Origin of the sequence: Salinibaculum rarum, from assembly GCF_030505615.1 — an archaeon.
Classification (GTDB): Archaea; Halobacteriota; Halobacteria; order Halobacteriales; family Haloarculaceae; genus Salinibaculum; species Salinibaculum rarum.
The window spans coordinates 1099201-1113080 of the sequence record NZ_CP129992.1 but is presented as its reverse complement, the minus strand read 5'-3'; the positions used below and the strand labels follow the sequence as shown (position 1 = coordinate 1113080).

The 13880-nt window shown below is 63.4% G+C and carries 14 protein-coding genes; 7 read left to right on the top strand and 7 right to left on the bottom strand.

Going from position 1 to position 13880, the window contains the following annotated elements; genetic code table 11:
* Nucleotides 1–50: 50 nt before the first annotated feature.
* Nucleotides 51–800 carry a 4-phosphopantoate--beta-alanine ligase gene (locus QYL91_RS06045; RefSeq protein ID WP_302082484.1) on the bottom strand — a complete coding sequence of 250 codons (750 nt, stop codon included), beginning with the start codon at nucleotides 798–800 and terminating at the stop codon, nucleotides 51–53.
* 77 nt (nucleotides 801–877) lie between these two features.
* Here QYL91_RS06045 and QYL91_RS06040 point away from each other — a divergent pair, with 77 nt between their 5' ends.
* Nucleotides 878–1927: a DUF7972 family membrane protein gene (locus QYL91_RS06040; protein ID WP_302082483.1), complete on the top strand. Its 1050-nt coding sequence runs from the start codon at nucleotides 878–880 to the stop codon at nucleotides 1925–1927.
* A 12-nt stretch (nucleotides 1928–1939) separates the two neighbouring features.
* On the opposite strand, the gene QYL91_RS06035 is transcribed toward QYL91_RS06040, so the two are convergent.
* A complete protein-coding gene (locus QYL91_RS06035) occupies nucleotides 1940–2779 on the bottom strand; it encodes a pantoate kinase (protein WP_302082482.1) in 840 nt (279 codons plus the stop codon).
* Between the two features lie 112 nt (nucleotides 2780–2891).
* Between QYL91_RS06035 and QYL91_RS06030 the strand changes: the two genes are divergently transcribed.
* Nucleotides 2892–5129, top strand: a complete 2238-nt coding sequence (locus tag QYL91_RS06030) for an NADP-dependent malic enzyme (RefSeq protein ID WP_302082481.1) — start codon at nucleotides 2892–2894, stop codon at nucleotides 5127–5129.
* A gap of 57 nt (nucleotides 5130–5186) precedes the next feature.
* Here QYL91_RS06030 and QYL91_RS06025 read toward each other — a convergent pair whose 3' ends face one another.
* The 3 genes from QYL91_RS06025 to QYL91_RS06015 all read right to left on the bottom strand — a co-directional run bounded on the left by QYL91_RS06025 (nucleotide 5187) and on the right by QYL91_RS06015 (nucleotide 7232).
* On the bottom strand, nucleotides 5187–5780 hold the full coding sequence (locus QYL91_RS06025; RefSeq protein WP_302082480.1) for a class I SAM-dependent methyltransferase: 594 nt from the start codon (nucleotides 5778–5780) through the stop codon (nucleotides 5187–5189).
* A gap of 74 nt (nucleotides 5781–5854) precedes the next feature.
* Nucleotides 5855–6055, bottom strand: coding sequence for a hypothetical protein (locus QYL91_RS06020; protein WP_302082479.1), 201 nt, complete (start codon nucleotides 6053–6055; stop codon nucleotides 5855–5857).
* Between the two features lie 211 nt (nucleotides 6056–6266).
* On the bottom strand, nucleotides 6267–7232 hold the full coding sequence (locus tag QYL91_RS06015) for a hypothetical protein (protein WP_302082478.1): 966 nt from the start codon (nucleotides 7230–7232) through the stop codon (nucleotides 6267–6269).
* A 124-nt stretch (nucleotides 7233–7356) separates the two neighbouring features.
* Here QYL91_RS06015 and QYL91_RS06010 point away from each other — a divergent pair, with 124 nt between their 5' ends.
* The 5 genes from QYL91_RS06010 (at nucleotide 7357) to QYL91_RS05990 (ending at nucleotide 9842) form a co-directional block, all read left to right on the top strand.
* Nucleotides 7357–7659: a UPF0175 family protein gene (locus QYL91_RS06010; RefSeq protein WP_302082477.1), complete on the top strand. Its 303-nt coding sequence runs from the start codon at nucleotides 7357–7359 to the stop codon at nucleotides 7657–7659.
* Nucleotides 7656–8165 carry a PIN domain-containing protein gene (locus tag QYL91_RS06005; protein WP_302082476.1) on the top strand — a complete coding sequence of 170 codons (510 nt, stop codon included), beginning with the start codon at nucleotides 7656–7658 and terminating at the stop codon, nucleotides 8163–8165. The genes QYL91_RS06010 and QYL91_RS06005 overlap by 4 nt, the downstream gene beginning before the upstream one ends.
* Nucleotides 8166–8286: 121 nt before the next feature.
* Nucleotides 8287–8640 (top strand): winged helix-turn-helix domain-containing protein, encoded by a 354-nt coding sequence (locus QYL91_RS06000; RefSeq protein ID WP_302082475.1) that lies wholly within the window; start codon nucleotides 8287–8289, stop codon nucleotides 8638–8640.
* The gene (locus QYL91_RS05995) at nucleotides 8640–8927 is read left to right on the top strand and encodes a DUF7521 family protein (protein WP_302082474.1); all 288 of its coding nucleotides are present in this window, start codon (nucleotides 8640–8642) and stop codon (nucleotides 8925–8927) included. The genes QYL91_RS06000 and QYL91_RS05995 overlap by 1 nt, the downstream gene beginning before the upstream one ends.
* A gap of 198 nt (nucleotides 8928–9125) precedes the next feature.
* Nucleotides 9126–9842 carry a high-potential iron-sulfur protein gene (locus tag QYL91_RS05990; RefSeq protein WP_302082473.1) on the top strand — a complete coding sequence of 239 codons (717 nt, stop codon included), beginning with the start codon at nucleotides 9126–9128 and terminating at the stop codon, nucleotides 9840–9842.
* 107 nt (nucleotides 9843–9949) lie between these two features.
* Here QYL91_RS05990 and aspS read toward each other — a convergent pair whose 3' ends face one another.
* Together aspS and QYL91_RS05980 are read right to left on the bottom strand one after the other, a co-directional pair.
* Nucleotides 9950–11254: an aspartate--tRNA(Asn) ligase gene (aspS, locus tag QYL91_RS05985; protein ID WP_302082472.1), complete on the bottom strand. Its 1305-nt coding sequence runs from the start codon at nucleotides 11252–11254 to the stop codon at nucleotides 9950–9952.
* Nucleotides 11255–11299: 45 nt separating this feature from the next.
* On the bottom strand, nucleotides 11300–13828 hold the full coding sequence (locus tag QYL91_RS05980) for a DNA topoisomerase I (RefSeq protein ID WP_302082471.1): 2529 nt from the start codon (nucleotides 13826–13828) through the stop codon (nucleotides 11300–11302).
* Nucleotides 13829–13880 lie beyond the last annotated feature (52 nt).

The following is a 13880-nucleotide window of genomic DNA, read 5'->3' as shown; positions in this document are numbered from 1 at the left end:
CGACCGTAAAGACACGGGGAGACGCTGTCAAACCGGAGCGACTGAGAGTGTCACGCCAGTTCGCCCGACCGAATCGCGTCTTCTGCTGCGGCCCGCGTTTCCTCGGGGTCGAACTCGTCGACGATTGCTCGCAACTGCGACTCGTCTGCGTCCGCGAGGTCGCGTGCGTGGGCGGTCACGGTCGGCAGTGCACGGATGATGTTGTCGATTATCGGGACCGTCGCGCTCTCGGCCGACCGCGAGAGCGGGTTGAGGTCGACGACGATTTCGGTTTTGCCCATCTCCGCGAGCGCCGCCGCGCGGTCACCGTCTTCCAGTGGCACGACCACGACGTCGGCCGCCCCGATGCCGTCGGCGTCGACTTTGGCGCGCTCGTGGTCCAGTCCCGGAATCCGTCCGTCTGCAGTCAGCCCCTTGACGGTCTCGGCACCGTGCGCCCGGAGGTGGTCGGCGATGGCCTGCATGCGCTCTTCGGTGCGGTTGAAGAGGTTGACTTCGATGTCGGCACCGGTCGCGTCCGCGAGATCGACCGTCTCGCCGGGGACCAGCGCTGCGACGTTGCCGTTGACCGAGAGGACGGGATGGTCAGCGAGCAGGAGGTGGGCGGCGGCAGCACGCGCCGCATCGTCGGCGCTGGGAATCGTCTCCTCACCGAGGAGGTAATCGAAGGTTTCGCCCCGGCCCTGCGCGATGAGTCCCTGCTGGCTCGTGATGCCCTTCTCGACCCCGTCTTCGATGCGGTGGCGCGTCAGAAGCGACTGGTAGCGCGGGTGACTCTCCGGCACGTCGATGTCGTCCATACCGAGGGTGGGGGACCCAGCGGCAAAAGCAGACTGGCATGAACAAGGCTGAACACGCATGGTCGTGTAGGGGGCGTATGACCGACTCGGCGGCCGAGAGCGGCGATGCCGGTACGATGCGTGGCCGTGCGGCGGAGAGTAGCTGGAAGCTCTGGGCGCTCCTGAACGCCGACCGATGGCTCGTGACTGCCGGCATCCTCGCCGGATTCTTCGGTGTCCTGGTGCTCGTTAGCGCGTTCGCACCGGTCCCGTTGCGCAGGGTACTGGGACAGTCAGACCCAAACGAGACGCTGTTTCAAGCACTCGTGACCGCCATCATCACCGGCGTCACGCTCGTCGTCACTATCACACAACTGGTCATCTCACAGGAACTGGGTGCGGCCGGTGACCAGCGCGAGCGCATGGAGGGGGCGATGCAGTTTCGTGCGGACGCTGCCGACCTCATCGATGCCAACGTGAGTCCGCCGGAACCCGCTGCGTTCCTCCAGTCACTCGTCGACGCGACGCGAACGCAGGCCGACGCACTCGCCACAGCCGTCGAGGACACCGGCGACGTCTGGAAAGATGTCAACAGCTACACCGACGGGCTCGAAGCCAACGCAGCACACGTCAACGAGCGCCTGGCCGACGCCGAGTTCGGAACCTTCGAGGTTCTCCACGCAGCCCTCGACTACAACTACTCGTGGAAGATTTACGAGGGAAAGCGGCTCCAGACGGAGTACGGGGACGTGCTCACCGATGACGCCGACGAAGCACTCGATGACCTCCTCGAGACACTGCGGTTGTTCGGCCCGGCCCGCGAACACATCAAGACGCTGTACTTCCAGTGGGAGCTAATCAACCTCTCACGGTCTATCCTCTATGCCGCCGTCCCGGCGCTCGTCGTCGCTATCGCTGGCGTCCTCTTTCTGGACACGCCAGGCACTATCATCGGTACGACGCTCGGCGTCGACAACCTCGTCTGGGTGGTCAGCGCTGCGACGACGATAGCGCTTGCCCCCTTCGTCATCCTGCTCGCCTACGTGTTGCGGATTGCGACCATCGCCAAGCGAACCCTGGCAATCGGGCCGTTCGTCCTCCGCGAGACCGACCGCTCGGAGACAATCGAGTGGGACGACACCGAGTGAGTGAGGGAGAGACTACTCGCCTGGCTCTTGGAGTGTCCCGCCACAGGGGTGAATCCGGCAGACATCGGGGTCGTAGCCGGCATCCGAGAGGCCGGTCCCGAGCGCGAAGACCGTCCGGCCGAGCATCGCCATCGCGGCAGTGCCGCCGGCCTCGGAGACGTCCAGGATGACCTCTCGAACGTCGGGCGTAATCAGGTCGGCCTCCCGGGAGAACTGCCGGGCGGCACGCATGAACGTCTCGAGGGTCGGCTCCCCGACGACCATCGAGAGCGCGCGAGTCCCTGCCTGGGTGAGCTTGTCGCCAGCATCGGCCAGGACATCGTCCGTCGAGAGTTGCCCGATGACGTGATACTCCACGCGCGAGCGAGCGGGGATACCGTCGAGTTCGTTGTCCTGTGGCCCGCCCGGTTCGAGTCGAATCGGCGCGCCCCCGCGGGCCTGTGCGACCACGTCGCCGAGGCCGGTCCCCGCCTGGACTTCCGCGCCGTGTGCGATGGTCGTCAGTTCCCGCTCGGAGAGTTTTCGCTCGAAGGCATCGTTGGCCGCGAGTGCCGTCCCGAGTGCCATCGCCCCGGAGACGCCGAATCCGGAGCCAAGCGGGAGGTCAGTGACCCCACGAACCTGCGCCGAGACGTCGAGGGCGTCGAGGACGCGGTCGACAGCCCCCATCTCGACGGGGTCGCCGTCGAGATACGTCTCGGGGTCGTCACTCGGCCGGACCGTCACCGTCACGCCGTCGGAGAGTGTCAGCCCCCCGCCGCGAGAGCCGGCTTTCGTCGGGTCCGGGTCCGCGTCTTTGGTGAAGAATCCGGTGATGTGGCCCGGCACGAACGCCGTCGCAACGTCGGTCATTGGCCACCGGTCGGACACCGAGGCGCTTAATGGTTGGTGTCGCCGGCCCATCCCGCGTCAAGTGATGACAGTGCAAGTGCGATTTACGGTTCTTCCCCTCAGAGTGTTCAATATGGGACTCGACGAAGACTCACTCGACTACCACAGTCAGGACCCACCGGGAAAGATAGAGATTTCGACGACCAAGCCGACCAACACGCAGCGAGACCTGAGTCTCGCGTACTCGCCGGGCGTGGCTGCCCCCTGTCGGGCCATCGACGACGACCCGGACGAGGCCTACACCTACACCGCGAAGGGGAACCTCGTCGGCGTCGTCTCCGATGGCTCCGCAGTACTCGGACTCGGTGACATCGGCGCACAGGCCTCGAAGCCGGTCATGGAGGGGAAAGGCGTCCTGTTCAAGCGCTTTGCCGACATCGACGTGTTCGACGTCGAACTCGACCTCGACAGCGCCGACGCGTTCGTCGAAGCCGTCGCGGCGATGGAGCCGACCTTCGGGGGCATCAACTTAGAGGACATCAAGGCGCCGGAGTGTTTCCGCATCGAGGGGCAGCTCCGCGAGCGGATGGACATCCCCGTCTTCCACGACGACCAGCACGGCACCGCCATCATCTCCGGGGCCGCATTGCTCAACGCCGTAGAACTGGGCGGAAAAGAACTGGAAGACCTCAACGTGGTCTTTGCCGGCGCGGGGGCCGCGGCGACGGCGACGGCTCGCTTCTACGTCTCGCTGGGCGTCGATTCGGACAACATAACCATGTGTGACGAACACGGGATTCTCTCGACGGACCGCACCGACCTTACCCGGTATACGCTCCCCTTTGCGAGTTCCGAGCCGGGGAGTCTCGCGGACGCGATGGAGGGTGCAGACGTGTTCGTCGGCCTCTCGGTCGGCGGTATCGTCGACGAAGACATGGTCCGGTCGATGGCCGACAACCCCATCATCTTCGCGATGGCCAACCCGGAACCGGAGATCGGCTACGAACGCGCCAAGAACGCCCGCGACGACGACGTCATCATGGCGACCGGCCGGTCTGACTACCCCAACCAGGTCAACAACGTGCTGGGTTTCCCCTTCATCTTCCGGGGCGCACTGGACGCCCGTGCGACCGAAATCAACGAGGAGATGAAAGTCGCCGCCGCCGAGGCACTCGCCAATCTCGCACGGGAGGACGTCCCCGACGCGGTCACGAAAGCCTACGATGACGAGCCACTCCAGTTTGGCCCGGAGTACATCATCCCCAAGCCACTCGACTCGCGGGTGCTGTTCGAGGTGGCGACGGCAGTCGCACGCGCGGCCATGGAGAGTGGCGCGGCGCGAAACGAACTCGACCTCGCGGAGTACCGCGAGCAACTGGAGGCCCGGCTGGGCAAGTCCCGCGAGATGATGCGGGTCGTGCTCAACCAGGCAAAGCGCGAGCCAAAGCGGGTCGTCTTCGCAGAGGGCGACGACGAGAAAATCGTGCGTGCGGCCTACCAGCTCGTCGACGAAGGAATCGCACAGCCCGTCCTCATCGGCGACCGAAAGGGCATCTGGGAGACCGCCGACCGGCTCGGCCTGGACTTCGAGCCCGAAATCGTCGACCCGAGCCGCGACCACCTCGACCCCTACATCGACCGGTTGCACGAACTCCGCCGGCGGAAGGGCGTAAGCAGGGAGGAAGCCGAGGACCTGATGCGGGACGGCAACTACCTGGGCAGTGTCATGGCCGAGATGGGCGACGCCGACGCCGTGTTGACGGGGCTGACCCACCACTACGGCGCCGCGCTCAAACCGCCCCTGCAGATTATCGGCACCGACGACGATACCGACTACGCCGCCGGCGTCTACATGCTGACGTTCAAGAACCGCGTCATCTTCTGTGCGGACACGACAGTTAACCAAGACCCGAGCGCCGAGGTGCTCGCGGAGGTGACCCGGCACGCCGCCGACGTGGCCCGGCAGTTCAACGTCGAGCCACGCGCCGCGCTGCTGTCGTACTCCGATTTCGGAACGGTCGACAATCCGGGCACTCGGAAACCCCGCCGCGCGGCCGAGCGCCTCCGTGCGGACCCGGACGTCGAGTTCCCGGTCGACGGTGAGATGCAGGCAGACACCGCCGTCGTCGAGGAGATGCTGACTGGGGACTACGATTTCATCGACCTCGATAACCCAGCGAACGTCCTCGTCTTCCCCAATCTCGAGGCGGGGAACATCGGCTACAAACTCCTCCAGCGGCTCGGCGGTGCCGAAGCTATCGGGCCGATGCTCGCCGGGATGGACGCGCCCGTCCACGTCCTCCAGCGCGGTGACGAGGTCAAAGATATCGTCAACCTGGCCGGCGTCGCTGTCGTCGACGCACAGGATTAGTCGGGCGCCGCCCCTTCGACAACTCACGAAGGCAAAGTGACGGAGAACTGCCGGCAGTTATCGTTCGAAGATGAGCGCGTAGTGGTACGGGGGTATCTCGATTCGTCGTGCCAGTGTGAGGTCGGCTGCCTCCTCGACGATGTCACGGGTCGTCTCGGCGGAGAGGCGGAGGTCGGTCGGTGGGCCTCGTGGCTCGCCAGCGACTGTCGTTTCCTCTCGGGGACGGTCGCACCAGTTGACGATGATGAATCGCCCACCGTCGTTGAGGATGGCAACGACGTCGTCGACGAACGCAGCGGGGTTCTGGATGCCGTGGAACGTATTCGCGACCATCGCAACGTCGACCGTCTTGGGGAGAAGACCCGCAAGCGACCGGGCATCACCCTCGACGGAAACGATGTTCTCGACGTCGTGTTGGTCGGCGAGATGGGCGAGTTCCTCGAGCGACTCGGGGTCGATGTCGACTGCGTACACGGGAGCAGGGTCCACGATGCGGGCAGCAGGGAGTGCAAAGTAGCCGTTCCCGCTGCCAATCTCGGCGAGGCTGTCTCCAGTCGAGAGCCCGAGTCGACGGAGCGTTTCGCCGGGCGTCGGCCACAGTTTGCCCCACCAGTCCCAGTCGGGCAGTCCCGTGTTCTGAAAGCGAGCCATACAGGAGATGCCAAAGGAAACGACATAAACAGCGTGGCTTTGCCACCGAGTGCATCACTCGGGTGTTACCGCCGCTACTGCCCGGTGACGATTTCTTCTATCTTGTGTGCGGAAGCGACGCCGACGGCCAGCGATAGACCTAGGATGACGACCCGCATCAACAGGAACTCAACGGACGCCCGAAGGGGAACGAACGCGAGTCCGAGATTGGCAACGAGTGTGCCGATTGCCAGCACTCCGAGGACCTTCACGCCAGTCACTATCGCTGCTCGCATCTACCGACAGCGTATCAGCAGCAAAGGTGTGAAAGTTCGGATACGATTGAGAGAGTTCGGTACGCACGCGCCGTGAGCCAGCGACCGACTACTGTGGGAGCTGGACGACCATGTTCAGCGCCTGGGGCAGGAGCACGCTCAGGAATATCTGCGACCACATGGTGAACGTGGTCGGATAGGTCTTGGTCTGTTTGACCTCTTCGAGATTCGTCTATGCGTTCTCGTACCGTTCGTGGTCAGTAATGTTCGTCGCGGTGGCGTCGTACGGATTCCTGACGAGACGCTTGATTTCGTCTTCGAGTGCGCTGATTCGCGCTTCCTTTTTCGATTTCATGAGCGTGTGCACGCGGAACATCGAGTACGCAATCGTCAGCACACCGATGAGCCAGATCGCCGAAAGCACGACCTGGAAGATCGGCCCCGGCGCGGGATACGGTGAGTCGACGACACCTGAGAGAAGCACCGGGGCGTGAGTCTGGAGAAACCACAGCAACAGGATGGCAGTGTAGATGTAGTACGACCGCTTCAGCAACTCCCCGACCGGGCCAAACCCGCCGAGATTCCGTGGGTCGTAGAAGAACAGACCCATGTCTGCCCGCTTGAGCCGCCGCGGGACGAGAAGGTGAACGGCGATGTACGTGATTGCGAGTTCCGTGAGGATGGGGACGATAATCAGCGGAAACGTCACCAGTTGGCCGTACACGACGAGGCCGATGCCGCTAATCTCGATGAGGCCGGGAATCCCGATGACCAGCGACACGAATGCGTAGTAGCCGACCAGAGCGGCGAGGTAGGCGCCGAGACGCACCCGGAAGGAAACGAGTCCCTCGAACTCACTCCGGACGCTCTGGTCGAGGCTCAGATGGGTGTCCTCGATACCAATCCCGACGACAGCCTTGGCGTACTCGTCGTGGATGTATCGGAGCCCGATGAGCCCGATGACGGTCATCAGCGGGATTGCCAGCGAGTTCGGCGTCGTGATAAATGAGCTTTTGTCGGTCACGAGGTAGTTGTACACGTCGAATATCCCGTATTCGACGAACAGTCCGAGGGCGACGAACAGATACGGGCCAGACGAGGCCGACCCGAGAAGCCACGCTGCGAGACGATTGAATCCCAACTTCTGTGCGATAATCTCGATAAGCAGTGTGTCTCGATACGTCTCTGCGACGGACATACGCACACGATTACGGTGTTGGGAGTATTGTTCTATCGGAACATACGCCGCCAGCGTTCTCGCGGGCGGGCACCCAGTTGACCCAAGTGTATTAGTATGTTTGCGTTGTAGTACATTATATACAATGCCCACTGTGAGTGTGCGACTCTCGGAGGACGCAAACGAGGAACTGGAGACGGTGACCGAACTACTCGAATCGGACAAGAGCACGACGATACGGAAGGCGCTCGGGGAGGGGTTGGCGACGCTCCGGGAGCGCCATGCCGTCGAGCGGTATCAGAGCGGTGACGCCTCGGTCGGCGAGGCCGCGCGGCTGGCGGGGCTGTCGGTCGGCGAGTGGCTCGAACTCGCCCACGAGCGGGGGCTGACGACCCAACTCGACGAGACAGACCTGAGCTTCGACGCCGAACGCGCAGGCGAGTTATGATTCTCGTCGACGCCACCACGCTGTACGAACTGGGACAGGTCGGCGAGCTGGAACTACTCGATGCCTTCGAGGGTACCGTGGTCGTACTGGACGCCGTCGCCGCCGAGGTCGACGTCGAGCCAGCGGCGACGAACCTCGACCGATTCCTCGACGAGTACGAGGTGTCGACGACCGTCAGCGGACTGTCAGAGTTCGAGGACGACGCGATGGCGCTGCTCGACGCCGACGAGCGGACCAGCGACGTGGCACTCGTTGCGGCGTTGCTGGCCGGCCGGGACCGGGCGGAAACCACGGCCCTGGTGTCCGGTGACAAACGACTGCGGGCGATTGCCGACGGGCTCGGTGCGACTGTCACGAGTACGTTCGGTGTGGTCGTGCGAGCGACGGCCGACGACAAGTACTTCTCGACGACACAGGCAAAGCGCGTGCTTCGCCGCACCGACCATCACGGCGTCCAGATGACCGGAACGTTGCGCGAACGTGCGATTGGGGAAGTCTCTGACTGAAGACCACGTCACTGCGCGGGCCCACGCTGGAGCCGTCAGTAATCAGGGGAGCCAGAGCCACCAATAGAAATGTCATTCCCCATTAGTTATATTTATTTGTTATAATAGTCGTTATTCCTCTGTGTTCCGTCAGCAAACTGAAACGGTCTTCGACGTACTCAGCGACAAGACGGCCCGAGCTATTTTTACACACATCCACGAGTGCCCGCAATCCGCAAAAGACCTGCAGGAGACCTGCAGCGCATCGTTGAAGACAGTCTATCGTCGACTGGAGAATCTCCAGGAGGCAGGGCTGGTCTTGCCAGTCGAACAGGTCGACGAGGAGGGGACCCACTACACCGTTTACGCGACGGCGGTCGAAGAAGTCGAGATTTCGGTCAAGCCAGGCGATTCCAGCGTCGAGGTCGAAATTCACGAGGAGGACAACGTAGACCGGTTCGTCTCTGTCTGGTCGGAACTGCAAAACCAAGAGTGATGGTCGCGTCAGCCACACTCGTCCTGGTTGCGGCCAGACTGGTCGGTGTCCTCGCCGCTGTTGCAATCACGATCACGAGCTATCGTGCGTACCGACGGACCGGCGAACGGACCTTTCAGTACACGATGGCTGGCTTTGCCTGTCTCGGGGTCGGACTCATCGTCGAGTCGTACCTACTGGGTACCGTCACGCTGACGCTCACTGAGATTCACGCTATCGAGTCACTCGTGTTTGCCGTCGGCTTCGTCATCCTCTATGCGTCGATAGCGCCACAGACCGGCCGGTAATAGCTACTCTTCTTCGCCGACTACTACCTGGTAGTGTGTTACTGGTGCATTTCTATCGAGAGAGCGGGGAAAGCGACAGTCGTGAACCAACCACAATTGTCAGACGGTGACAAGCGAAGGTTGATTTAATCGCATATAACGGGAACCGCTAGATTACAGATGCCAGACCAGCCACGAATCGAGAAAACCAGACGTCGAATGATACAGTTGACCAGCAGTGCGGCGCTACTCGGTCTTGCAGGCTGTGCGGGCGACAGTCCGGACGACACGGAAAACGGCACGGAAGACGGCGACGGGGAAGAGCTTCCAGACGGAGTCTCCGAATCGGAGTTCGAAACTGGCCCCGTACCGGAGGCGTACATGCGTGCGATGTCGCTGGGTGGCGAACAGCGGAACCCGGACGAGCTGAGTACGAAAAACGAAGTCACCTTCTCTGAGTACGACGAGGCAGAGGAAAACGCCGCCCACCAGCCGGGGCGGTCCTGTGGAAACTGCGCCGACTACATCATCGACCAGAACGGTGACGGATATGGCGCCTGTGCCGAGGTCGAAGGGTACATCGACCGGGCCGACTGGTGTGCTGTCTACGAGGTGTTGCCGGAGCCCTCGGTTCCCGACGGCATGACCGAAGACGAACTTGCCACCGCCGAGGTACCCGAAGGGTATCGGACGGCAGACTCACAGGCCGGTGAGGCGCGCGACCCCGAGAATCTCGCGTCACACGGAGAGGTGAACCTGACCGAGTCCGTCGAAGCGATTGCCGATGGCGACGCAGCACCTGGAGAGTCCTGTGGGACCTGCGCCGAATTCATTCCCGACCAGAACGGTGACACCTGGGGCGCCTGTGCAAAAGTAGAGGGGTACATCGCTGTCGAAGACTGGTGTACCCTCTGGGAGCACGTCAGTGAGGCCTGACTGGCGCCGCTCGGCAGGTTCCTGTCCAGTGGTGTTGCCCACGGAGATAACCGTTGTCGGGCAAGCGAGACTCGCTACTTCGTCTCGCTGGCTCTCAGAGAGGTCGCCTACGGCGACAAGCGCTGACGGTCTCGCGGGAAGAGCACGGCCTCGCGGATGTTCTCCAGTCCGAGCATCGTCATCACGAGTCGCTCGGCACCCAGCCCCCAGCCGGCGTGGGGCGGCATGCCGTACTTGAACATCTTCGTGTAGTACTCGAAGGCTTCGGGCTCCAGTCCCTGCTGTTGGAATCCCTCGATGAGGTGCTCGTAGCGGTGTTCACGCTGTCCACCGGAGACGAGTTCGAGGGAGGGGTGCATCAGGTCGAAGCCGGTCGACAGTTGCTCGTCGTCGTCGTGGTCTTTGATGTAGAAGGGCTTGATTTCGCTTGGCCAGTCGGTGACGAAGTAGTGCTGGCCGACGTCGTTGCCGAGTGCGTGCTCGGCTTCCGTCGAGAGGTCGTCACCCCAGACGAGCTGTTCGTCGAGTTCGCCCGTCGCGTTGACCCGCTCGATGGCCTCCTCGTAGGTCAGGCGCGGGAAATCGCCCTCGGGGAGTTCGAACTCCTCGGCGAGCCCGAGCGTCTCCAGTTCCTCGGCGCAGTTCTCGGCGACGCCTTCGTAGGCAGCGCGGACGACGCCCTCACAGACGTCCATCGCTTCGGTGTGGTCGATGAAGGCCGACTCGAAGTCGATGCTGGTGGCCTCGTTGAGGTGGCGGGGCGTGTTGTGCTCCTCGGCGCGGAAGATTGGGCCGATTTCGAAGACCCGCTCCAGTCCGGAGCCGACCATCAGCTGTTTGAACAGCTGCGGGCTCTGGTTCATGAAGGCCTCTTCGCCGAAGTAGGTGATGGGGAACAGTTCGGTTCCGCCCTCGGTCCCGGTTGCGACGATTTTCGGCGTGTTGATCTCCGTCCCGCCGACCGAACGGAAGTGCTCGCGGACAGCTCGAAGTGTCTCGGCGCGAATCTCGAAGATTGCCTTCACTTCGTCTTTCCGGAGGTCGAGCGTGCGGTTGTCCAGTCGCGTCGAGAGTTCTGCGTCGACCTTCCCGGACGGGTCCAGTGGGAGTTCGGGGTCGGCCTCGGCGACCACCTCGATGGTCTCGGGCGTAATCTCGACGCCAGTGGGGGCGCGCTCTTCTTTCTCGACGTCGCCGGAGACGGTGATGACGCTCTCGCGGTGCACGTCCAGGGCCGTCTCGACGAGGTCGTCGGCCATCTCGTCTTTCTCGAATTTGACCTGAATCTTGCCGGTGGTGTCCCGGAGAATGAGGAAGGCAATACCACCCAGGTCGCGAATCTCGTGGACCCAGCCGGCGACAGTGACGGTGTCGCCGGGTGCTGCGTCCGCCGTGTAAGTACGGTCGTCCATGCCGCCCTATTCTGGTGGCCCGGACTTAAGCACAGTCTTTCGGTGTCAGGCCGAGACCTGTGCCTGCCACTCGCGGAGTTGGTCGGCCGAGACGCCCTGGACGGCCGTCGCGACCGCTTCGACATCTGCACCGTCGAGGTCCGCCAGCGACTCGACGCCAGCGTCGGCGAGTTTCTCGGCCGTTTTCGCGCCCAGCCCGTCGAGGTCTTCGAGGTCCTCGACTGCCTGCTCGGCCTGGTACTCGTGGTAGTTGCAGATGGGACAGCCCAGTTCCCACGGCTCGTCGCCGCTGTGGACGACCAGTTCGGGCAGGTCGTGCTCCTCGCAGAACTCGTCGGTCACCTCGATGTCACCCCGACGAGGGAGCGGCAGCGAGTAGTCACAGTCGGGGTAGCGGGTACAGCCGACCAGTCGCGAACCGGAGCGGAGCTGTTTGATGGCCAGTTCACCACCGTGGGCGTCGGCGGCTTCGCCGCCTCCGTCTCGTTGCTCCTCTGGAGCAACGCTTTCACCACATTCGGGACACTCCCCGATGACGCGATCCTCGCTGTCGTCGGCCTCCTCGGCCTTACAGCGGGGGCAGCCATGGACGAAGGTATCGCGCCCGGCGAGCATTTTGACGTGGTTCATCTCGTGGTCCTCGCAGGTCTCGTCGAGGACGAGGGGTTCGCCGGTGTTGGGCAGGGGCAGCGTGTAGCGACACTCGGGGAACCCGTCACAGCCGACGAAGTACGACCCCTGCCGGCTACGCCGGACGAGCAGGTCGTCGCCACACTCGGGACAGGGGCCGAGTCGACGGTCTGCCTTCAGCGACTCCTGGAGGTGTTCGCCGATGTCTTCGCTGGACTCGCGGAGTTCCTCGAAGACCTTCCCTAGCATCTCGCGGGACTCGTCGGTCACGTCGTCGAGCGTCGCCTCGCCGTCGGCGATAGCGGCCATGTCCGCTTCCAGCCGGGCAGTCATCTCGTCGCTGACGACGTGTTCGGCGAAGGATTCGGCGGCCTCGACGACGGCCTCGGCAAGCGCGGTCGGTCGCGGCGGGTCGCTCTCGATGTAGCCGCGGTCGTAGAGTTTCTCGATGATGTTGTGTCGGGTGGCCTTCGTCCCCAGCCCCAGCTCCTCCATCTTCTTGATGAGGCGAGACTGGCCGTAGCGACGGGGTGGCTGGGTCTGTTTGTCTTCGAGTCGGACCTCGCTCAGTCCGAGTTGTTCGCCTTCCTCGACGTCGGGAACGTGGTTCTCACTGGTGCTGGCGTAGGGGTAGACGGCGTGGTAGCCGGCCTCGAGCAGTCGCTTGCCGTTGGCTTTGAGGTGGCAGTCGCCGACGTCTGCGACCACGCGGAGGTGTTCCCACGTCGCGGCCTCTGCGACCGTCGCGAAGAAGCGCCGGACGACCAGTTCGTAAATCTCCCACTCGTCGTCGCCCAGTTCGCCGCGCGGTGGCAGTTCGCCGGTCGGATGAATCGGTGGGTGGTCGGTCGTCTCCTCGTCACCGGCGGTCGGTTCGATGTCGTCGAGTGAAAGCAGCATCTCGGCATCCTCGCCGAACTCGCTGCTACCTACGAAGGCATCGAGCAGCGAGTCGGGTTCGAGGTCGTCGGGGTAGACCGTGTTGTCGGTCCGGGGATAGGTGAGGTAGCCAGCGGTGTAGAGGTCCTCGGCGATGGACATCGCTCGCTGGGCAGAGTAGCCAAGCGAACTGGCCGCGCTGATGAAGGCGGTCGTATTGAACGGCGTCGGCGGCGTATCGGTCCGGTTCCGGCGGCGGACCGACGAGACGGTCACGGCGTCAGCGGCCTGTAACTGCTCGTAGACCCGGTCGGCCTCGCTTTCGTCCCAGACGCGTTCGGCCTCGCTCCCGTCGTCGTCGTAGAAGTACTGGGCTTCGAAGCCCTGTCCGTCCTTTTGCAGGTCCGCGAACAGCTCCCAGTAATCCTCGGGGTCGAAGGCCTGAATCTCGCGCTCGCGGTCGACGATGAGTTTCAGCGTCGGGGACTGCACGCGCCCGACCGAGATGAAATCGTCGCCCAGCTGTCGTGCCGACAGCGAAAGAAATCGGGTGAGCGCCGCGCCCCACACGAGGTCGATAATCTGGCGGGCCTCGCCAGCCGCCGCGAGGTCGAAATCGAGGTCGTCGGGGTTGGCAAACGCCTCCTGGACCTCGTTTTCGGTAATCGAGGAGAAGCGCACCCGCTTGATGGGGACGTCCGTCTCGTCGCGGATGAGTTCGTAGGCTTCCTTCCCGATGAGTTCACCCTCGCGGTCGTAGTCTGTCGCGATGGTCGCTTCGTCGGCGCGGCGAGCAAGCGTTCGCAGCGTCGCCACAATGTTTTCCTTCGTGGGCGATTTCGTCACGTCGGCGTCGATGAGTTCGACGGGTTCGACGTCGCGCCAGTCGGCGTACTCGGGCGGGAAGTCGACCCCGACGACGTGGCCCGACAGACCGACGACGCGCTTGTCGCCCCAGCGGTAGACGTTGACACCGTTCCGGCGCTCGGCTTCGGCGGTGCCTTCGCTGAGAATCTCCGCGATACGGCGGGCGGCGTTTTCCTTTTCCGTGATTATCAGGTCCACGGCTGGTCACCTCTGGGGAACATCTACGCTCTCTTAGGCCCGGCCCAGTTCT

Excerpts from the sequence above, each read along its gene's own strand:
- QYL91_RS06045 (WP_302082484.1), bottom strand. The coding sequence starts at position 800 with ATGGACGACATCGACGTGCCGGAGAGTCACCCGCGCTACCAGTCGCTT.
- QYL91_RS05990 (WP_302082473.1), top strand. The coding sequence starts at position 9,126 with ATGATACAGTTGACCAGCAGTGCGGCGCTACTCGGTCTTGCAGGCTGT.
- aspS (WP_302082472.1), bottom strand. The coding sequence starts at position 11,254 with ATGGACGACCGTACTTACACGGCGGACGCAGCACCCGGCGACACCGTC.
- QYL91_RS06025 (WP_302082480.1), bottom strand. The coding sequence starts at position 5,780 with ATGGCTCGCTTTCAGAACACGGGACTGCCCGACTGGGACTGGTGGGGC.
- QYL91_RS06035 (WP_302082482.1), bottom strand. The coding sequence starts at position 2,779 with ATGACCGACGTTGCGACGGCGTTCGTGCCGGGCCACATCACCGGATTC.
- QYL91_RS06030 (WP_302082481.1), top strand. The coding sequence starts at position 2,892 with ATGGGACTCGACGAAGACTCACTCGACTACCACAGTCAGGACCCACCG.
- QYL91_RS06005 (WP_302082476.1), top strand. The coding sequence starts at position 7,656 with ATGATTCTCGTCGACGCCACCACGCTGTACGAACTGGGACAGGTCGGC.
- QYL91_RS06020 (WP_302082479.1), bottom strand. The coding sequence starts at position 6,055 with ATGCGAGCAGCGATAGTGACTGGCGTGAAGGTCCTCGGAGTGCTGGCA.
- QYL91_RS05995 (WP_302082474.1), top strand. The coding sequence starts at position 8,640 with ATGGTCGCGTCAGCCACACTCGTCCTGGTTGCGGCCAGACTGGTCGGT.
- QYL91_RS06040 (WP_302082483.1), top strand. The coding sequence starts at position 878 with ATGACCGACTCGGCGGCCGAGAGCGGCGATGCCGGTACGATGCGTGGC.
- QYL91_RS06015 (WP_302082478.1), bottom strand. The coding sequence starts at position 7,232 with ATGTCCGTCGCAGAGACGTATCGAGACACACTGCTTATCGAGATTATC.
- QYL91_RS06010 (WP_302082477.1), top strand. The coding sequence starts at position 7,357 with ATGCCCACTGTGAGTGTGCGACTCTCGGAGGACGCAAACGAGGAACTG.